We start from the raw sequence: 20656 nt of genomic DNA, 5'->3' as shown, positions 1-20656 counted from the left end.
TACGTGGAAAATTTTGCCTATCTAAATTACAACGGGGTAATAAAAAAACCAATTTTTGTTTTATTAGCTAAAATCTCAGGATCTTTAATTGTTTTTTCATATTTTTCTATAGTAAAAAAATTATCTTTTATATAATTAATACATTTTTTGTTGTTTTTTTCTTCTACAATAAAAATACTATTAAACTGATTCTCTGTCATTGTATCAAAGTAAAATACTAAATCATTTGAAGAAACTAAATTATTTCCAAAATAAAAATTTGGTAAATTATTGCTAATATCTGGTCTTTTATAAGAAAAGTAACCACCAAGATGATCATCAATATTGTTTAACGGACTAGGCTTTTTATAGCTTTTTTGATACCAAGTCACACTAACAAATTTGTTTTTTATAGAGCAGGGAAAAAACTCAATAATTTCATTTGAAATTATTTGATAAACCGGAGCACTTGATTGGATTTTTAAGATTGGTTCTGATTTAGAATTCCAATAAAACGAATTGCAATTGTTTTCATCTGGTTTTATAACCATTGTATATTTTGTAAAGTTAGATTTATTATTAGAAATATTATTTTGTGATGAGTTAAAATCATTATAATTGATTTTTTCTAACATATTTCCTGAAATATTTGAGGAAGAATGTGAAATATTTTTCCCTACTGGAATTCCTACATTTGTTAATAATGTTGCAGAAATATCATTAATTGTAACATCTTTGTATTTAGTATCTTTTTTTGGCAATAATCCTGGAATTTTAAAGACTCCGGTTGCATAATTTTTTTTGGAATCATTATTATCATTTGGTATTAATATAAAAACAATGGTTCGATGCTCAAACTTTCTGGCTGTTGTGGTATCAATCAATTGTCCAATCGCTTTGTCAATATACGAAATGTTAGCAAATTCTTTAATCTTACTAGGATTTAAAAATGATGAAACACCAATTGTGGTTAAGGATTTGCCAAGATCTTTAATGGTGGGTCTGATTAATGCAGAATCGGTATCAAGTAAAATATGCGCAAGAAATCGAGACTGTTGTTTTGTTTTACTCCATTGTTGAAAAGCCTCAACGGCTCTCGGTATGTATAAATCTTTTTTATTTATTAGAAGCAGTTCGTTTGCTCCCCAATCTGGAACATTATCAATGTTTTCTGCAACGTTTGTTAAAAATTGCGAGATGATTGGAAAGTCACTGCTAGATAATGGAGTGGCAATTGATTTTTCATTTGTTTTAAATATGGCATCCAACCCAGAAACAGGTAAATTTCTATCATCAATTTTTACGTTTTTATATGCAAAATTCCAGTCATTTTTCTCGAGCCATCTTCCATATATTTTAGAAAATTCGGTGGATTCTGATATTTTATCATTATAATAAAATGCTTCAGGATAAGAAATTCCTACAATTTTATAGCCATATTTTCTAAGTTCTTGATAAACATTTTTAGAAATATTTCCATTAATTTCTTCTTTAGTAATTGGTGTATTGCTTGAGGTTAAAAAATTGTGATCAGAAAAAATAAATTTTCTAAAGTTCTCGCTTCTACTTTCTGAAACAGCAATATTTTTTTCAAAAACTACTGATTGTTCTATTAAAGAAGATAAGTTAGGAGCAATTTTAGAAAATAATTTTTTGTTTTTTATAATTAAATCTGATATTTTTGGTGTTTGAATGTATAAAATATTGTAACCAAAAGCTATAGTATAAGGTTCATTGCTAAAAATTTGAGGGTTTGCAACTTGTTTTAAAGGATCTGGAGAATTTTCAAGATTATTTTTTTGAGTATTTTTAGAATTATCGGTTGTGTTTTGTGGGTTGGGTTCTTTTGAATCATAAATTTTTAATTCATCCGGTAGTTTTTCATCAGTTTCTTCTTCATCAACCATGTTGTCTTCATCATCAGTTTTAGCATTACTGCTTTTTTGATTTGTAAAAACAAAAGTATTGTTTGGTAACCAAAAATTACTAGAATTTGAAATTCTTATTGGAGATCTACCAGTATGTTCGAGTTGTTCAACATTTGCGTTTAATAAATAAAAGCTTGAAGAAATACTTACAATTTTAATACTTGTAGCTGTAGAATCATTAATAGGAATAGAAAGTCTAATATTTTTTTGAACATCATCATCTGTAAAAGTTTTAGCCCAAACATATTGACCAACGTTGATTCTAATACTTCCTGGTGTTAATAAAAATAAATTAAAACTAAATGAACGAGTGCCTTTTATAAGAGGTATTGTTGCTTTTATTTCTTCGCCACCAAGTAACAAAACACCTTCATTAATTTGGGTCCATTGGTTATGAGGAAATATAACAGATACAGATTTTCTATTAAATTCTTGTTTATTTAGATTATTAAATATTTTTCTACCTGGAATTATTGGCCATAAAAATGAAGTGTCATCAGGTGAAGTAACATATCTTTGTGAATAGATTTCTGCATTGTTATCTAAAAATAAATCATAAATTGGGATATTTAAATTTTCCATTCGCTGCAATTGCTTTTCCATTCTACGAACTTGTTCTGATTTTGCATATCTTCTAAGTCGTCTTCGTTCAAGCAATTCTTGATCAAGTGATGACATAGGCCATGGAGAAACTAATCTTGAATAATGAGCAGAATTAAAATTGTTACTTATTGTTGAAATAGGATAAAAGTAGATAATAAATAAAAATAGGACAAGAATTAAAAATATACTTATTGATATAATAATGATATAAAATGAAAGTTTAGATAATCTTGATCTTTTAAGAGGCATAGTTTAAACCTATTTAATTAAATAATTAATTGAAGAATGAAAAATATTTTTAACCTCAGTGCCATAGTTTTTAATAAATTCGGCATATTCTGTTTCAGATACTTCAGAAAATGTAATAGCATTATCTGATTGAATTTTATATATAAAAAATTGCCTGTAAAAATTATTTAAATTTAACTCAATTTTTGGATTTTTATTTTGAATTGATTGATCTTTATCGTTTGATTTCAATTTTTTCTCATTAGCAATAAAAATTTGATAGTTTAAATTTTTAAAAACTTGATAATTAATTAGTTTACTAAAAAATTCCTCATTTTTAATTGCTAAATAAGGAGGTGTTTTAGAAGATTGACAAAATACTCCATATTTAATGCTATCTTTAATTATTAAATAGTATTTATTAGAAATAGATGGTTTACCTAATTTTTTTTGATTAAGTGTGTCAAGAAGATAGTTGTTTTTTTGCAATAATTCTTTATCTACTTTTATAGGATCGTAGTTGGTTGTGAATGAATGACAGTTTTGAGAATTTTCTTCTTGAAATATGATTTGTCCTAATATTTCTGATGTCATTAAATTGTCGTTTGAGTTATAATTTGAAAATCCAACACCTAATTGAATAGAGTTGTCTTTGCTATTATAAGGAACTATCCAAATATTTTTATGATTAAATTTAGTTAATGTTTTAATAGAATTAGATAAATAAAAATCAATTTTTTTAATATTGTAGTCAACTTCATAGTTTTTAATATTATTAGGCCAATCAATTGAAGATAATAAATTTTTTTCGCTATTTGCCTCAAATTCAGTTAAATATAGTAAAAAATTGTTATGTACTATTTTTGAATCTTTACTATTTATATGATTTAAGTATGAGCTTAGCAAATCTGCATTGTTATTAATTAGATATTCCCATTTCCAAGCTTGAAATGAAGACGTGATAAAACCAGTTTTAAAGAAAAATAGCAGATGCGGTTGCGATAATGCTAGTCTATTTAAAAAAACATTAAACCAAGAATTTTGTATATTTAAATTTACATAAGAATTGTTAAATAAATTATTAAAATTAAAAGCAGATTTTCCATTTATACCAATAAATGTTAAGCTATTAGGTTGGCTTTTATTATTTTTTTTTGGTATTTCATCAAACTTAATTGGAGAAAACAAATCTTCCCTAGGAAATTCCGTTTCGCTTAATATTGATGAAATCATAGATTCCTTAGTTGCCGAATTTATAATCCACTTATTTTCAAAATCTAGTAAACTTCTTGTTTCTTTTAATAAATTTTTTTTATTAACGATATGATGAGGTAATAGAAAAACAATATTTGAATCATTAGAAATTTTTTTTGCAATTACTTCCCACTTTTTATTAATTTCAGATGATTTTGTTTCAAATAACTTTGAATAAATTTTTTGTTGAGTTTTGTATATCTTATAATCATCATCAAACCAATTTCGCATATATTGGGGAGCAGTGCTTGTACTAATAAGCAATACAATAATATGAGAAAAAACACAAAATAATATTGGAAAATACGTTGATAAATATATCAGTATTATTGGTTGTCTACCTTTGTTAATTTTCTTATCAACTCTAATTTTCATCATGATTTTAAGAATAATTGAAGGTATAGAAATCATAGCTCCAATTATTCCAGAAAAAATGATAACTCCAATTATGACTAATAAAAATTGAAAAGTGACTAACCATGAGGAAAAAAAGTCTATTTTAGAATTGGTACCATAATCTGGATTATATAAAAATATAAAACAAATTATGGAAAACGTAACCCAAAATCCACTAGATAAGATAAGATATCTCCATAGTACTGTCACAAATGAAGTCATTTTATCTGTTTTTCTGACAATAGGGCTTTTTGAACGAAACATTTTAATCCTCAAAGTCGCGACTTTTATTATAACAACGATTCTTTATAGCAATAAATGTCATTAAGTCTCACTGTATTTTAAGTTTATGCATTAATTCTAGCATATAAATAAAAAAATCTTAAATTTGTTAGAAAACTTTTTAAAAACAGAATTTTGTAATTTTTTAGAACTTTACAATTTTTAAATTTAAATTTCGTAAAAATTTTTATAAATTAATATGTTATTACTAAATTTTTTAGTTTAATTTTTAATAATTATTTGTTTTTATAAAATCAATTATATTTTTTTTAAATGTATAAGTTTAATTTTTATGCTAATAAAAGATCTAAATAAGTTTACTTTTTTTTATTTAAAGGTAAATTTAAAAATTTTACAAACTAGGTTAAATATTGAGAGTTACTATGGATTTAGAAAATAATCAATATTGTTTAAATAATGAAAATTTAGGATTTATTGGCAATAAAAATATTGAGATTTACTTTATTTTTTCTGGCACAGATTTGTATTGGGAGCAAACATCTATTTACCTTGATTTTACAATATCTAAGCCTCACAATGTTCCTTTAAGACAAGAGAGTATAAATACCAGTATTGATAAATATTACTATTGTTTTGATGGTGTTTCTATATCACCAATCTCTCATACTCATAAAGAAGTTACAAATATTGTGTTTGATCCCACAAAGTCTCGGTTAACAACACGAGACAAAGATAATAAATATAGCGGGATAATGAAATTTAAGGATAAGGTTACTGGAAATGGAATGACACAAAATGCAACATTAGCATTAAAAATTATAGATTATTTACATTTAGAAAGAAAAATTTTAATTTCTAAAATTAATCTAATTGGATTTAGTCGGGGAGGAACAACATGTATTATAGCCGCAAATTACATTGCACAAAAATATTTAAATAAATTTTGTATGGATCTGTTTTTAATAGATCCTGTTCCTGGTCCAGGCAATTTTATTTCCGCAAGATCTTCACAAACAACAGAATTAATTGATTCTACCACAACAATTCCAGACTGTGTTCGGAGATGTCTAATTTCTCTTGCGGTAGAAGAAAAGACCCGTTTTTTTGAGCCATTAGATTCTGGATCATTAAACTTTTTGTCAAGTAAAACAAAATTTGTTTTTTTACCGTTTCCGGATGATCACTTGCAAAATTGCATATGGTTATCTGGTGTTTTAAAAAACTTTTTTCCAAATTCACCCATGTATTCAAAAAGTATTTCTGAGTATCAAAAACTAAAACAATATAATGAATTTATTAATTATTTAAATATCGCTGGAGCCAATAAAGATGGAATAAAAATGTTATATATATTTTTAAAAATGCAAAAATATAAGATAAATATTTATACCGAATTTTTTACAATTAGGTCTTTTAGAGATATTTGCGAAGTTTATTATAGTTCAGATTTTCTTTATAATATTAGTAGGAATACTTGTTTGTCAATTCAGAGTGTTAATAAAAAAAATAAATTTTTGCAGGCTTTTTTAGGATTAAATAATAGCAGACATGTAAAAAATCAATTTTCGAGTTATACAAAATCTAAATTATTCATTAATAAGCATCATGAACTTTGTTTTTTTCTTTCTTATCCTGAAATTTTTATGTTTATGAGTGGAGATGAATACGAGACTTTTAAATTAAGCAAAGAATATGATATATTAATAAACTATCCAAGAACAAAACAACATATTATTGAATATGATTTTAAAAAATTTATTGAAACCAAAAAGGGATTTATAATTGACGATTTTAGCAATATTAATAATGTTCCATTTAAAAGCACAAATATTTATTACTATAAAGAGTTATATCAATTCTTTTTTCCTGGACATACAAATTTATTAAGTCGTGTTTTGCAAAAAAGCGTTAGAGATTACAGATTAAATTTGATATCAATTATTTATAGCTATATGTTTGAATTTATGATGCATAGATGTTCTATTGAACTTTCCAATTTTAATAATAAAATTTGTGATATAGAAAGTGATTTTCAACTCATGGCAAACTTTTCACAAAGAAGTAAAAGTATTTATTTTCTTAAAAAAGTTAAATTTTTATTAACTTCAAATGAAATAAAAAAATTAAATTTTACTTTAAAGAAATTTGGCATTCATTCTTCTGAATGGAGATTATGAATTTTTAATGAATTTGCAGCAAAATATGCTCTATTGCTAGTTACATCAACGGTAGTGCTGCGAATTTTTACTATAATATTATCAGTATTTTTTAATATTGGGATTGTGTTGTCTAAATAGTATAAGTAATAAAAATTTTACATATGTTAGTGATAAAAACATATGTAATTTTTTTTATGGTATTAACTTAATGCATTAATGGTGTAAAAGTATACATATAATCCTCTGGTGTGTAATAAATTGGTTCGTATTCTGTGTGTTTCCAATTTTTGCAAGCAAGCCGTTCACTACGATTAGATTGCACTTTGTATTTTACAGAAACAGAACCCCATGCTGCATGAGGGATATCCCATGTTGAAACTCCAATTCCAGTAAATGTTGGACCCCAATCACTTTGGCATTTTTGTTTTAATGCTTCGCAAAAATTAATTGCGGCATTTTTATTATCAAAGATACTATCGAGGAGTAGATAGTAGTTATATGATGTATTGAGATCTGTTGAACCGTTAATCCAAGTCCCCTTAGGATAAACTTTTACAAGGTTTTGATAATTATTGATAGCTGCATTTTGTAAGTTGCTACCGTTAGTTCCTTTTGCCCAATTCCAGCCGATACCTTTAAACGTGTAATCTGATCCAGAGACTGCGCTATTTGTGCAAAATATATAAGATCCGTAAGAGTAAGCTGATTGACCTGCATATAAAGTAAGACATAAAGTAAGAAAATTTATTTTATTTTTCATGACATTCTCTTTATTTATTTGTTAAAAATTAAGCAAGAAAATTTATTTTATTTTTTGCTTAATTTTTAATATAATTTTTTTTTAATTTAATGTCAAAGTTAAAACACATAAATGATGGTTATGGTAAAAAATATTTTATAATCTAAAAAAATATTTAAATTATAAAAATTGAAAATATATAAAAACTTCTGTATTTATATCAAGGTTGTATTTTAACTATTTTTACATGGAGATTTTTGTGCGTATTATTTTAATAACTTTATTATTTATGTTCTTTAACCTTTCTGTTAAAGCAAATCAGGGAAAAAAAAATAATCTTTTCGAATTTATTGGTAAAGATAGTTTTTATAATGATGAAAATCAGTCGTTTTACAAATATAAATTTAAAAATGGTTTAAAATTGGTTGTCCTTGAAGGAGAGACTGATGAGGTTATTTTAAATATTTTAGTCAATGCTGGAAATAGTAGAGAATTAGAAAAAGTGTATGCTATTCCCTTAAATCCATATTTGTCAGAGAAAATCTTTTTAAATAGTAAGTCATCTTCTAAATTAAATGATTTTTATGTAGCAAATGATGAACTTTTTCAAACGTTCAATTACATAAAATTTTCGTATGAGTTTGATCCAGAAAAATTTGATTTTGTAATTAGCAATGCATTTCAGGCAATTAAAAACCCAGATTTGTCAAATTCTGGTATTGAAAAAGCAAAAAATGATGTACGAAATTATATGGATTTAAAGTTTAATAATAGCTTTTTTTTAAGTTTTTTTAAATGTTTAAAAGATAAAAAACTAATAGAAAGAGACCCAAATGAAGAGATTTTGCGTGTTAATAATAAAAAAGTAAAAGAATATTATTCTAAATTTTTTACTTCTAATAATATTATTATTATTGTTGAAAGTAAACTAAAACCAGAATTTATCGCTAACAAGCTGTCAAAGTTTGTCGATGTTTTGCCCAATGGTTCTCCTGTTCCTTATGTCGATGTAAAAAAACTTGTATTAGCTGGGCTAAATTTGGTAAATCAAGATATTTCTTGTGAGGTAAAAGATAAAAAAATTAGTAAAATGAATTTAGATATAAAATTATTTCCAAATTTTAATTACACTGCAAAAGATATTATCTACAGATCAGTTTTAAGTAAAGCTATTTCAAATAATTATTCTATATATGCAAAAAATGATAAGCATAAAATTATTATGATTGAAAACATGGATTTTCCTAGTAACAATTATTTTTTAGATTCGTTTAGTATTATGAATTTAAAAGATAACAATGAAAATTTTAATGAAATTGTTAAGCAATCAGTTAGCAATGTATTAAATGCAGAACAAAAAATTGATGAAGAGTATTATTTATTTGATAATGATAAGAAACTTGATTATCTATATTATAATGTAATGCTTGGTGAAAATAATATTTATGATCAAGGTAAAATAAATCAATTAGCAAAAGACTTTGATATTAAAGATTTTGAAAATTGGGTGAATAAAAAATATTTAAACAACGAATATGTTATTTCTGTTTCATTGAATACAAATTTAAATGTTGAGACTCTTAAATAAGTATCATTAATCATGATATTTTTGTTAGAGTTTGTGGAAAATGAGATATTTTTTGTAAGATTAGGTTTTGGCTACAGTCATTATTCTGTTTGTTGATTTTCCCTTGACCCCTTATAATCAAAATTGTACAATTTTGATTATAAGGGGTATAGTTATAATCATAAACTAAGAAACTTGAATTTTCTCCCTCTTTTATTATTAAATAGTGGAGATAAATTAATAGACTTAATGAGATAAAAAGTGAAGACAAAAAAAACAATAAAATTCGATAAATTAATGGAAAAGTTTTACACAGAAGAAGAATTAAGTAATGCTAAGAAAAAAGCTAAATTAAGAGCAAAAATTATTTTATCAATTTCTGAGAAAGTAAGAAATAAAATGGAAAAATGAAAAAATACTACGTAGGGTTTTAAATGTGATAACAGAAATATATCATGAAAAATTAATTTAAAATAGGTATTTTAATTCAGAGTGTCAATATAAAAAAAGCAGAATTTTTTATGAGTAATACTAAAAAAAATAAAACTAAATCGTTTTCTTTAATTGAGCACAAGACAGACAAAATATATGATGAAAAATGGAAGATAATAAAAGATTTATTTACTAAAAATAAACTTGAAATTATTAAAAATGTTACAAAATTTAGAAATAAAAATAAAATCGAAGTGAACCAATTTTGTAGAGAAATTGATATTTCAAACAGACAATACAATAGACTGATGGATGAGACAGAGAACATTTCACTTATGACCATGTCGCAAATAGCAGAGTTGATGGAATGTGATTTAGAGATTAGTTTTAAAAAAAGAAAAAAAATAATTAAAGGAATTTAAACGAATTTTTCCTGAATTTTTAAAATTCATTGGTACTCAAATTTTTGAGGATGAAAAAAATTAGTTAATTTTTTTTTCTCTATATATTTTAACATATCCAGATTCAAATTCTTTTTTTTCTATTACCAAGAATCCAAATTTTTCATATAAATACTGTGCATTTTTTTCGTTATCATGATTTGAAGTATATATCTTAAATTTTGTTTTATTATTTTCTTTAGCAAATAAAATTACATGATTTAAAAGTATTCCTCCAATTCCTTTTCTTCTATATTTTTTTCGACACAAAACCAACTAACCCATAGGACATCTTTTGTGTCGCAATTTCTAAAATAAATCCCAATAATACCCACTATCTCTTTTTTGTTATTTAAGGCGACCCAATATTTAGAATATCTAACATGTCCAAACATTCTAATTATTTTTTGCAAGAAAATAGGAAATAAACTTAAATAATATTTATAAGTATTAGTTTTTTCATAATAAAAAACTGTTGATAATAATTTTTTAAATTCATTTAGTTGAAATATTTTTAGCTCTTTTATTATAAAATCATCCATTTAAATTTTCTTTATATAAAAAATATTATTTATATTTAGTTATAAATAGAGTGGATTATAAATTTGCATAATTTTGTATCTTTCTTTAAAATGAAAAGGAATAAAAGTACATCTAAATGGCAGGCTGGGCAAGAATCGAACTGACTTTGTCTCATTTTTTCTTTTTGCTTAAAATTTATTTGATTTTAATATTTTATAATATCAATTTAGACACCTCAAACGAGTAAAAAACCTGCCAATCTGTTAAGCAATGAATTTGGGATTACAAAATTTTTTGTGGAGCTAGTACGGTATGGTTGGTAGAGTTTATTGAATTTAAAATTTATTATTTTTTGCAATAAATAGACACTTCTAGTATATAGCCCACCATGAAGTGATATTTAACTTTTCAAAGGATTGAAAAAGGTAAAAAATGAAAATACAAAAAAAAGAGTATAATCTGGGTTTTATTAGCGATGAGGATATTTACAATCATGTAAAAAAAACAGTTTTGGATTATAGACTCACAATAGATTTTTATAAATTTAATAGTAATTTAGTAGATCCAATAAAATTGACCTTCGATGCTAAAATTTATAGAATGCCGATAAAAGACTTAATTGAGCAAGAAGTAATAAGGCAGATTGATAAATCTAATAGCAATCAAATAGGATATTTTCATCAAAATATCTTTAAATTTTTTAGTGGTTGGGAAGTTCCAAAAGCAGGTTTTGATGTAATTAATAAAGATAAACATTATTATGTAGAAATAAAAAATAAGCATAATACAATGAACTCTGGAGGAGCTAAAAGCGTATATATCAAATTACAAAGCGCAATTTTGAAAAATCCTAATGCTACCAGTTTTTTGGTTGAAGTTATTGCCAAAAAAAGTCAAAATATACCTTGGGAGACTACCATTGACGAAGTCAAGGTATGCGATCCTCGCATAAGGAAAGTATCTATGGATAGATTTTATGAAATTGTTACTGGAGACAAATTTGCCTTTAAAAAATTATGTGAAAAAATACCTATAATTATAGATGATGTCGTAAATAATGAAAATCCTGTAAAAGCTTCAAATGAAATATTTGATAATTTAAATAAACTTGATAAGCACTTATTAAAAAGTATATATTTACTGACTTTTGAAAAGTATGAAGGATTTAAAAATGGTCTCAATATTCAGCAATAACGATAACACAATTTCAGCAGAATTATTTGCGGATATTATTTCTGTATCTAAATCTACAATATCAAAGTGGGAAAAAAACGAAAAAATCAAACCAGTTAAAAACCCTATAACTGGCAGAAAAGAATATAGTATATCAAATTTATCAGAGCTTGATGAATTTAAAATATTTAAAGAAATGGCATATTCAAATTGGGATAAGGAATTAAAAATAAAGCCATTAAGACCTTATCAATCTATTGAACTATTTGCTGGTGCGGGAGGTTTAGCGATTGGATTGGAAAAAGCTGGATTTACCACAATTGCTGTAAATGAAGTAGACAAAGACTCCTGTAAAACTCTTCGGTTTAATAGACCTAGTTGGAATGTTATAGAAGGTGATATTAAAAATGTAGATTTTACTAAATTTAATAATATTGACTTTGTATCTGGTGGATTTCCCTGCCAAGCTTTTTCTTATGCCGGAAATAAACTTGGTTTTGAAGATGCAAGAGGAACATTATTTTTTGAATTTGCAAGAGCAATTAAAGAAATAAAACCAAAGGTTTTTTTGGGGGAAAATGTTAGAGGCTTGTTAGAGCATGATGAAGGTAGAACCCTTGCCTCTATGAAATCAATAATACACGAATTGGGTTATACATTAATTGAACCACACGTGTTGAAAGCTATCTTTTATCAAGTTCCTCAAAAAAGGGAACGTTTATTTTTAGTTGGAATTAGGAATGATCTTTTTAAATATTCAAAATTTTCTTGGCCAGCACCTTATAAAAAAATTTTTACATTAAAAGATGCGCTAAAAGCAGGTGAATTATTTGATTCTGATGTGCCCAACTCAGAAGGACAAGTTTATGTGAAAAGAAAAAAAGAAATAATGTCTTTAGTTCCTCAAGGAGGATATTGGAAAGATTTACCAGATAAAATACAACGAGAGTACATGAAAAAAAGTTATTTTCTTGGAGGAGGTAAAACTGGTATGGCTCGTAGGCTTTCTTGGGATGAGCCGAGTTTAACTCTTACCTGTGCTCCTGCTCAGAATCAGACTGAACGTTGTCATCCTGAAGAAACTAGACCATTAACAGTCAGAGAATATGCTAGAATTCAAACTTTTCCTGATGCTTGGAGTTTTGTTGGATTTATAAATAGTCAATATAAACAAATTGGTAATGCTGTACCAGTGAATTTATCCCATGCAGTTGGAAGAAGCTTAATTGCGTTAATGAATAGTATTGAAGAAAAAAAAATCTATAAAAAATCTATTTCCTTTGACTAATTTTGAGTGATTACTTTGCAAATGAAATATTGAATGAAAAACTATAATAGTTTTTGAAGTGAATTTATTGATTCAGAGATTTAAAATAGTTATATCTTAACAGAAACTCTATATTAGGTAAAAAGATTAATTATTTAACAAAAAACAGAGAAAGTAAAAATACATCTAAATGGCAGACCCAGCAAGAATCGAACTTGCGCTTCAGGCTTCGGAGGCCTGCGTGATATCCACTTCACTATGAGTCCTTATTTAAACTTAAAGCTTAATCAGCCTTAAAAGTTGACTGTGGCTAGGTATCTATGCATAATTGATATATCAAAGTCAAGCTATTGAATAGGTGTATTTTTGTCTATATTTTTATCTAGATAGGCATTGGTGAATGGTTCAACATTAAATATTCCTTGCGAGTTTAAGTAGTGAACTGTTTTTTTGCCAATATCAGAAAACACGGGTCCTGCCAGTAGTGCGCCATATGCGGGGCGTACTTTCACTTCGTCAAGAACAACAATGATTGCGAGCTTTGGATTGTTTGCAGGAATAATTCCTTCAAAAACGGCTGTGCGCTCTGAATAGGCTTTATCTTTTTTTGACCAAATTTGTGCCGTTCCCGTTTTGCCACCAACAAATACTCCAGGAATTCTTCCTGCGTTACTTTCTTCTGTAACGTTACCCATCATTCTGGCAATAACTTTACTCGTTTTTGGGGAGATAAATTGAAGTGGAGGACCAACTTCTGTTTCTTCTGAAGAGTAATTTTCGCGCTTTAGTAGATTGATTCCTCTATCCACGCCCCCTCCAGTAATAATTGATAAAGCATGCGCAAGCTGTAATGGTGATATGGCAAAACCTTGGCCAAAAGACATATTTGCAAAACGCATTTCGCTCCAGGTTTCTGGCCTATGAATTCGTCCCTTCCATTCGCCAGGAAACCCTGTGCCAGGCGAGCGACCAAACCCCACTTTCATAAGTGAATCATAAAATTTTTCTCGTCCTGCTTTTTGAGAGATTTTATACATACCAATGTTGCTACTATATCTTAAAACTCCTTGAGTATCTAATATTTTCATGGGGTGATCGTCGCGAATAAAACCACCCGGTACTGCCATTTTTCCTCCTGTCACATCAAAGCGTGTGCTCGGAGAAATCAGCCCAAGATCAAGAGCTTTGGCAATCCACATCGGTTTTGCCACAGAGCCTAATTCGATTGCGTCCATCACAGGACGAAAGCGTCTTGCTTCGGGATCGTTTTGTGGAGGAGTATTTAGGTTGTAGGTTGGGTAACTTGCCACTGCAAGGAGTTCTCCGGTGGTGACATCGACAACAATTACGCTTCCGCCTTTTGCTTTGGAGCGTATGACACCTTCGCGTAATGAATGTTGTGCAAATTGTTGAATTGAAATATCAATTGACAAGTTTAGTTGCGGAATATGTTGTGCAGGTTTTGAAGCATCATTGGGAGCTAAAACAAAGGTTCTGCCCATGGCGTCTCGTGCAACATCAACTTTAATTGCTTTTGCGCTCAGTCTTGAGTTGTAAACTTTTTCTATACCTTCTAGTCCTTGTCCGTCTGATCCTACAAAACCAATAAGATGTGCAGCAAGGTCTTTTTCTGGGTAAACGCGTTTGGGCTCATCAACAGTATCTATAAAGTGTTTCCATTTTTTTAACGATCCAATTTTTTGAAACTCACTCTGCGTCATTTGACGTTTAATCCAAATAAAACTTTTTTTTTCATTACGGTAACTTAATAATTCTTGCAGAGGAATTTTTAGTTGTTTAGAAACTTTTTCAAGTGTTTCTTTATCTTTCGGCATTTTTTTAGTTAACAAAAAAATGCTTGTGCTCGGCACGCTTACGGCAAGAACTTTTCCGTTGCGGTCGGTGATTGTTGCTCTAGGATTTGATAAATTTATACTAGTTTCAAATTGTTTTGAACCTGTTGCAATGAGTTTTGTTCTAATTGAAGTTGGAAAAAAAGTCAGCCATGCATACCTAATTAAAATGCAAATGAGTGCGACAAAAAAAATAGCACTCATAACATATGCTCTTTTTTGAAAATTTGCAGTTGATTTGATATTACGAGGGTCAAAATAATTTTTAATTTTTTTAAGTAGAGATGTGTTGTGACGATAATTCTTCATTTTTATACTTTCGTTTATTATTTAAGCAGCTCATTTAATTTATAATTTTTAATTTTATATAAAACCGGATGGTTTTTAAAAAATGCAATTCTTTTTTCTAAAATATAAATTTATCTTAGAAAACTAAGTGCTTAATAACAAAAGATAGCTGTAACCGATTAAAATCTTTTTTTCAATTTTAAAGTTAAAAAATATTTTTAACTGTTTAATTTTAATAGATCAAATTAAAAATATTTAAAAATACATAATATTCTAAAAATTTAAAAAATGTAAAGGAAAATATTAAAATGAGCTATTGATACGCCGCATCACTGTAATAAACTAACCACAGCAATGAACTAAAATCTCTTGCAGCAATGTGTTTGCCATTTTCGCACGATTCAAACAAAAGTTTTCTTTGATCTGCTGTTGCGAGAGAAAGATCAATCCCAAGTTCTTCTCCTAGTATATTCCATAGCTTAAACATTTGATCTTCGTTGAGAGAAAGAACAAAATCATCTTTGTTATGAGATGATCTTTCGGTAAAAGAGCCTTCAAGAATTTTTAATAGTTCATTTTGAAGTACTTCAGGTCGCATAAATACACCTCCCGAAATTCAAAACTGCGTATGTTAGATAGAGTGCAGTATAATCAAAAATTTTTTTCTATTGTTTTTACTATCCTATCAAGTTTCATGCCCCGGCTTCCTTTAACAAGGATTAAAAAATCTAAAAGATTTACTTTAATTTCACTTAAAAACTTATTGGGATCTTCAGATTTTGCAAGCCAATAAATCTTAGTATTATTAAGAGAAATTAGCTCATCTTCTATATTTTTAAGAAGCTTATAACAATCATACATTCCAGAGCCGTATAGGCACAAGTAGGAGTTCTGTAAATTTTTAAGCGAATAAAAAATTTTTTCATGCCAGTATTTTGACTCAGTTCCAAGCTCTAGCATATCGCCAAGAATAATAAGTTTTTCTTTATTGTAAAAATCTTTATTATCAAAAAAGTGCAGAGCGGCTTCAAGGCTCATAGGGCTTGAGTTATATGTATCATCAAATAAGATATTGCCATTTTTTAATTTTTTAATATTTGAGCGCATTGGCGGTATTGTAAAGTTTTTCCAGCACTCTTGTATATAATTTATCGATTTATTAAGCATTATAGCGACAGAAAATGCTAATGCAAAATTTGTCACGTTATGAATGCTGGGCATCAATATTTTAAATTCACAATTTTTGTAATGATTTTCTTTTGGTAGAATTTCAAATTTAACTGTGTTATCAAAACTAGATGATTGAGTTAATTCCCAAATAATAATTTTTTTTACAAAATTTAATAATTTGTCTTTATTCTCAATTTTTTCAAAATTATTTTTTTCGATAATAATATAATCATTAATTGTAGAAATTGCATTTTTGTCATTACAAGAATTTTTTTCAATTTGGTGATTAAATTCTGTAAGCAATTTTTGGTCACTAAGTTGCCAAATTTTTTTAGAATTCAGGTTTTGAAATAAAATAAGTTCTTCTGAGGCTGCTGTGTCCCAATCAATCAATCGTTCAAGATGCTCTGGTCCTAATGCAGTAATTAAAGAAATATGAGGTGTGCTGAGTGACACATGTTGTGCCATAGCGCCAACTTCATCAATTCCAATTTCTAGAATTAGGGCATGCGGAGGAGAGCTGATATTGTGAGCTTCTTGACAAAGAGTTAATGCCATTCCTAAAAAGCCATTTTCGCTTTTTTCGGTTTTAGTGACTTTTTCTGTTTCGCTATTTAACAAACTAAAAATCATTTCTTTTGTAGTTGTTTTGCCATTACTTCCAGCAACGGCAATGACAGGAAAATCAAATCTACTGCGCATAAATTTTGCAAAATTTCTAAATTTATCTATGACATTTTCTACTTGGATACATTTTTTTTGATTTTCTGGTGATAGCTTTTTAATAAATTCGGAATCTTTGTGAACTAAAGCAATTTGCACACCCTTTTCAAAACATTCTGCTAAATAAGCGTGTCCATCATATTGTTCACCTTGAATTGCAACAAATAGATTATTTGGTGTAATTTTTCGACTGTCGCTAGAAACTCCAAGTATTATACAATTGTCAAACACATTTAAACTATTTTCATCATGAGTAATGGCTCGATAAATTTCTTTTCCAGAAAGTGGCCACATTTTGAATTTTCTCCATAATTATTATAAATTAAAGAAACTACGCTATAATTAAAAAAAAATAGCCGGTATCATTAGCAGAATGATCCAATATAACGAAACCATATAGGAAATGAAGCCATGGAGACAAGTTTTAATTATAAACTTAAAAACAAGGTGAGATTTATGACTGCAACGGCTTTGTTTGATGGTCATGATGTGAGCATTAATATAATTCGGAGACTTCTGCAGCAAGGAGGTGTTGAGGTTGTTCATCTTGGACATAATCGTAGCGTAAGTGAAATAGTTAATGCTGCAATTCAAGAAGATGTTCAAGCAATTTCTGTAAGTTCTTACCAAGGAGGCCATGTCGAATTTTTTAAGTATATGAAAGAGATATTAAATAAAAATGGCCGTCAAGATATAAAAATATTTGGAGGAGGAGGCGGTGTTATTCTTCCTCAAGAAATTGAAAATCTGCATGATTTTGGAATAACAAGAATTTATTCTACAGAAGATGGATTAAAAATGGGCTTAGAGGGCATGTTATGCGATATGCTTCAAAAATCAGATTTTTCAATTTATGAATGGCCGCAAGAGTTTAAAAATAAAAAAATATCAGTTTCAGAAAATTTAAAATTTGCGAGAGCATTATCAATCATTGAACATGATATCAATAATTTGCCGTCAGAAATTCGGTTACAAATTGATAATGCAAATGTTGATTTTTCTAAGCGAAGGCAAAAAAATTATCCGCTTGTATTAGGTGTAACAGGTACAGGAGGAGCTGGTAAAAGTAGTCTTACCGATGAAATTATTAGACGATTTATTTTAGAGTTTCCTGAGAAAAAAATTTGTATATTTAGTGTTGATCCCTCGAAAAAAAAATCAGGAGGAGCATTACTTGGAGATCGTATTCGCATGAATGCGGTTTATAATTCAAATATATTTATGCATAGTTTTGCTACAAGAGGTAGTAAAAATGAACTGTCTTCAGTTACAAAAGAAGCAATATGTCTTGCGCGATCGTTAAAGTTTGATTTAATTATTATTGAAACAAGTGGTATAGGTCAAGGTGATACAGGAATTTTAGATGTATCTGATTTGAGCTTGTATGTCATGACAAGTGAATTTGGAGCCGTAACACAACTAGAAAAAATTGATATGCTCGATTTTGCAGATTTTATTGCAATCAATAAGTTTGATCGTAGAGGATCTGAAGATGCATACCGAGATGTAAAATCGTTAATTAGGCGTACTAGGTTTGCAGGAAACAGAAATATTTTAGAAGAAGATTATCCAATTTTTGGTACAATAGCCTCTAAATTTAATGATGATGGTGTTAATGCTTTATATAAAAGTTTGCTAAAGTTACTAAATAAAAAATCAAATGATAATGTTTGGCAAGATAAGGTGCAAATGAAAATTGCTAAAAAATCAACAAATATTTCATCAATCATAGCACAAAATAGGTCAAATTATTTAAATGAAATTTCGCAAACTATTAAAAATTATCATGAACAAACCAATGAGCATGTTAAAAATGCAAATTATATATATTCACTCGAAAAATCTCAAGAAATTATTAATAAATTGAGTTTAAAAAATATTTTTGAAGATGAATCAAAAAAATTATGGAATTTATTGCCGCAATATTTAATAGAAAATTTAAAAAATTGGAATAGCTTAAAACAAAATTACGAAGGTGATGTTTATAGTTATTATGTTAGAGACAAAAAATACGAAGTAGTTACTTATTCTGTTTCTTTATCTGGATTAAAAATTAAAAAGTTACATTTACCACAATTTGAAAACTATGGAGATATTGTAAAATTTTTAAGAAACGAAAATTTACCTGGATTTTTTCCGTTTACGTCTGGAGTGTTTCCTTTTAAACGTTCAGACGAAGATCCAAAACGGCAGTTTGCAGGTGAAGGCGGTCCTGCAAGAACAAACAACCGGTTTCATTTTTTAACTCAAGGCGACACGGCAAAAAGACTTTCTACCGCCTTTGATAGTGTCACGTTATACGGCGATGAGCCAAATGAAAGACCCGATATTTATGGAAAAATTGGTGAAAGCGGTGTGAGTATTGCAACCTTAGATGACATGAAACTTCTTTATAAAGGATTTGATTTGTGTGAAGCAAATACCAGCGTGAGTATGACTATAAATGGGCCAGCACCAATTTTGCTTGCGTTGTTTTTTAATGCAGCAATCGATCAGCAAGTTGCCAAAGAAGAGATAAAAGTTGGTAGAGCTCTTACCCCAGAAGAATACCGCAGCGCTTATTTTTACACATTGGGCCAGGTTCGGGGAACAGTTCAAGCAGATATTTTAAAAGAAGATCAAGCACAAAATACCTGCATTTTTTCTATTGATTTTGCGTTAAAAATGATGGGTGATATTCAAGAATTTTTTGTTAAAAATAATGTGCAAAATTATTATTCAGTCAGTATTTCTGGTTATCATATTGCTGAAGCGGGGGCAAACCCTATTACCCAGCTTGCATTGACTCTTGCCAATGGATTTACCTATGTTGAGTATTATTTAAGTAGAGGAATGCACGTTGATGAGTTTGCGCCTAATTTGGCGTTCTTTTTTAGTAATGGAATGGATCCCGAATATTCTGTGATTGGTCGGGTGGCACGTAGAATTTGGGCAATAGCGATGAAAGAGCGATATAAAGCAAACGAACGTTCTCAAAAATTAAAGTACCATATTCAAACAAGTGGGCGATCGTTGCATGCCCAAGAAATGCAGTTTAACGACATTCGCACCACACTGCAGGCGTTACTGGCTTTATCTGACAACTGCAATTCTTTGCACACAAATGCTTATGACGAGGCGATTACCACACCTACCGAAGAAAGTGTGCGAAGAAGTATGGCAATTCAGCTTATTTTAGCTCGTGAGTATGGGGTATTAAAAAATGAAAACCCCATGCAAGGGAGTTACTTTATTGAAGCTTTAACCAATGATGTTGAGGCCGCTGTTTTGGCAGAATTTGAGCGGATATCAAGTAGAGGTGGTGTATTAGGAGCCATGGAAACGCAGTACCAACGAGGTAAAATACAAGAAGAAAGCTTGTATTACGAAACATTAAAGCATTCTGGCCAATTGCCAATTATTGGAGTCAATACCTACTTAAACACTAATGCAACTGAAAATAATAAAACTCATATACCTTTATCAAGAGCCAATTATCAAGAAAAATCAGAACAAATAAATAGACTAAATCATTTTAAAAAACAACATATGCAAAAATCTCAAGAAGCATTAAAAAAATTACAATATATTGTTCTTAAAAACGGTAATGTATTTGAAGAGCTATTAAACACAACGCGTTATGCGACACTTGGTCAAATTACACAAGCATTGTATGCAGTGGGCGGACAATACCGTAGAGCTATGTAATAAAT

15 protein-coding genes and 1 tRNA gene are annotated in these 20656 nt (G+C 28.3%); 7 read left to right on the top strand and 9 right to left on the bottom strand.

Annotated elements, in window-relative coordinates; genetic code table 11:
* Positions 1–26: 26 nt before the first annotated feature.
* Together Spiro2_RS09425 and Spiro2_RS09420 are read right to left on the bottom strand one after the other, a co-directional pair.
* Positions 27–2759: a hypothetical protein gene (locus tag Spiro2_RS09425; protein ID WP_338635523.1), complete on the bottom strand. Its 2733-nt coding sequence runs from the start codon at positions 2757–2759 to the stop codon at positions 27–29.
* Between the two features lie 9 nt (positions 2760–2768).
* On the bottom strand, positions 2769–4652 hold the full coding sequence (locus tag Spiro2_RS09420) for a hypothetical protein (protein WP_338635522.1): 1884 nt from the start codon (positions 4650–4652) through the stop codon (positions 2769–2771).
* 401 nt (positions 4653–5053) lie between these two features.
* On the opposite strand from Spiro2_RS09420, the gene Spiro2_RS09415 reads away from it, so the two are divergent.
* Positions 5054–6808 (top strand): hypothetical protein, encoded by a 1755-nt coding sequence (locus Spiro2_RS09415; protein ID WP_338635521.1) that lies wholly within the window; start codon positions 5054–5056, stop codon positions 6806–6808.
* A gap of 187 nt (positions 6809–6995) precedes the next feature.
* Here Spiro2_RS09415 and Spiro2_RS09410 read toward each other — a convergent pair whose 3' ends face one another.
* Positions 6996–7550, bottom strand: coding sequence for a hypothetical protein (locus Spiro2_RS09410; RefSeq protein ID WP_338635520.1), 555 nt, complete (start codon positions 7548–7550; stop codon positions 6996–6998).
* Positions 7551–7788: 238 nt separating this feature from the next.
* Between Spiro2_RS09410 and Spiro2_RS09405 the strand changes: the two genes are divergently transcribed.
* The 3 genes from Spiro2_RS09405 to Spiro2_RS09395 all read left to right on the top strand — a co-directional run bounded on the left by Spiro2_RS09405 (position 7789) and on the right by Spiro2_RS09395 (position 9950).
* Positions 7789–9117, top strand: a complete 1329-nt coding sequence (locus Spiro2_RS09405; protein ID WP_338635519.1) for a hypothetical protein — start codon at positions 7789–7791, stop codon at positions 9115–9117.
* A 240-nt stretch (positions 9118–9357) separates the two neighbouring features.
* On the top strand, positions 9358–9507 hold the full coding sequence (locus tag Spiro2_RS09400) for a hypothetical protein (protein WP_338635518.1): 150 nt from the start codon (positions 9358–9360) through the stop codon (positions 9505–9507).
* 110 nt (positions 9508–9617) lie between these two features.
* Positions 9618–9950, top strand: a complete 333-nt coding sequence (locus tag Spiro2_RS09395; protein ID WP_338635517.1) for a helix-turn-helix domain-containing protein — start codon at positions 9618–9620, stop codon at positions 9948–9950.
* Between the two features lie 60 nt (positions 9951–10010).
* On the opposite strand, the gene Spiro2_RS12770 is transcribed toward Spiro2_RS09395, so the two are convergent.
* Positions 10011–10238 carry a GNAT family N-acetyltransferase gene (locus Spiro2_RS12770; RefSeq protein ID WP_422397995.1) on the bottom strand — a complete coding sequence of 76 codons (228 nt, stop codon included), beginning with the start codon at positions 10236–10238 and terminating at the stop codon, positions 10011–10013.
* A complete protein-coding gene (locus Spiro2_RS09390) occupies positions 10190–10510 on the bottom strand; it encodes a hypothetical protein (RefSeq protein WP_338635516.1) in 321 nt (106 codons plus the stop codon). The genes Spiro2_RS12770 and Spiro2_RS09390 overlap by 49 nt, the downstream gene beginning before the upstream one ends.
* Before the next feature lie 412 nt (positions 10511–10922).
* On the opposite strand from Spiro2_RS09390, the gene Spiro2_RS09385 reads away from it, so the two are divergent.
* Complete coding sequence (locus Spiro2_RS09385) at positions 10923–11684, top strand: Eco47II family restriction endonuclease (protein ID WP_338635515.1); 762 nt, start codon at positions 10923–10925, stop codon at positions 11682–11684.
* On the top strand, positions 11662–12951 hold the full coding sequence (gene dcm / locus Spiro2_RS09380; RefSeq protein WP_338635514.1) for a DNA (cytosine-5-)-methyltransferase: 1290 nt from the start codon (positions 11662–11664) through the stop codon (positions 12949–12951). The genes Spiro2_RS09385 and dcm overlap by 23 nt, the downstream gene beginning before the upstream one ends.
* Positions 12952–13121: 170 nt before the next feature.
* On the opposite strand, the gene Spiro2_RS09375 is transcribed toward dcm, so the two are convergent.
* From Spiro2_RS09375 to Spiro2_RS09360, 4 genes are all read right to left on the bottom strand, one after another.
* Positions 13122–13196: transfer RNA gene (locus tag Spiro2_RS09375), tRNA-Arg, on the bottom strand.
* Between the two features lie 81 nt (positions 13197–13277).
* Positions 13278–15092, bottom strand: a complete 1815-nt coding sequence (locus Spiro2_RS09370) for a penicillin-binding protein 2 (RefSeq protein ID WP_338635513.1) — start codon at positions 15090–15092, stop codon at positions 13278–13280.
* A 292-nt stretch (positions 15093–15384) separates the two neighbouring features.
* Positions 15385–15669, bottom strand: coding sequence for a hypothetical protein (locus tag Spiro2_RS09365; RefSeq protein WP_338635512.1), 285 nt, complete (start codon positions 15667–15669; stop codon positions 15385–15387).
* 53 nt (positions 15670–15722) lie between these two features.
* Entirely contained in the window at positions 15723–17258 is a 1536-nt protein-coding gene (locus Spiro2_RS09360) for a UDP-N-acetylmuramoyl-tripeptide--D-alanyl-D-alanine ligase (protein WP_338635511.1), read from the bottom strand.
* A gap of 117 nt (positions 17259–17375) precedes the next feature.
* On the opposite strand from Spiro2_RS09360, the gene icmF reads away from it, so the two are divergent.
* On the top strand, positions 17376–20651 hold the full coding sequence (icmF, locus tag Spiro2_RS09355) for a fused isobutyryl-CoA mutase/GTPase IcmF (protein WP_338635510.1): 3276 nt from the start codon (positions 17376–17378) through the stop codon (positions 20649–20651).
* Positions 20652–20656 lie beyond the last annotated feature (5 nt).

The organism is Spirobacillus cienkowskii (genome assembly GCF_037081835.1).
GTDB classification, from domain to species: domain Bacteria; phylum Bdellovibrionota_B; class Oligoflexia; order Silvanigrellales; family Silvanigrellaceae; genus Silvanigrella; species Silvanigrella cienkowskii.
Note: the sequence above shows the minus strand (reverse complement) of the source record. Positions and strands in the feature narration are given on the sequence as shown.

Bases quoted from the DNA above. Each gene is read 5' to 3' on its own strand.
- Spiro2_RS09395 (WP_338635517.1), top strand. From the start codon at position 9,618: ATGAGTAATACTAAAAAAAATAAAACTAAATCGTTTTCTTTAATTGAG.
- Spiro2_RS09410 (WP_338635520.1), bottom strand. From the start codon at position 7,550: ATGAAAAATAAAATAAATTTTCTTACTTTATGTCTTACTTTATATGCA.
- Spiro2_RS09360 (WP_338635511.1), bottom strand. From the start codon at position 17,258: ATGTGGCCACTTTCTGGAAAAGAAATTTATCGAGCCATTACTCATGAT.
- Spiro2_RS09385 (WP_338635515.1), top strand. From the start codon at position 10,923: ATGAAAATACAAAAAAAAGAGTATAATCTGGGTTTTATTAGCGATGAG.
- Spiro2_RS09365 (WP_338635512.1), bottom strand. From the start codon at position 15,669: ATGCGACCTGAAGTACTTCAAAATGAACTATTAAAAATTCTTGAAGGC.
- Spiro2_RS09420 (WP_338635522.1), bottom strand. From the start codon at position 4,652: ATGTTTCGTTCAAAAAGCCCTATTGTCAGAAAAACAGATAAAATGACT.
- icmF (WP_338635510.1), top strand. From the start codon at position 17,376: ATGGAGACAAGTTTTAATTATAAACTTAAAAACAAGGTGAGATTTATG.
- dcm (WP_338635514.1), top strand. From the start codon at position 11,662: ATGGTCTCAATATTCAGCAATAACGATAACACAATTTCAGCAGAATTA.
- Spiro2_RS09415 (WP_338635521.1), top strand. From the start codon at position 5,054: ATGGATTTAGAAAATAATCAATATTGTTTAAATAATGAAAATTTAGGA.
- Spiro2_RS09425 (WP_338635523.1), bottom strand. From the start codon at position 2,759: ATGCCTCTTAAAAGATCAAGATTATCTAAACTTTCATTTTATATCATT.
- Spiro2_RS09370 (WP_338635513.1), bottom strand. From the start codon at position 15,092: ATGAAGAATTATCGTCACAACACATCTCTACTTAAAAAAATTAAAAAT.
- Spiro2_RS09390 (WP_338635516.1), bottom strand. From the start codon at position 10,510: ATGGATGATTTTATAATAAAAGAGCTAAAAATATTTCAACTAAATGAA.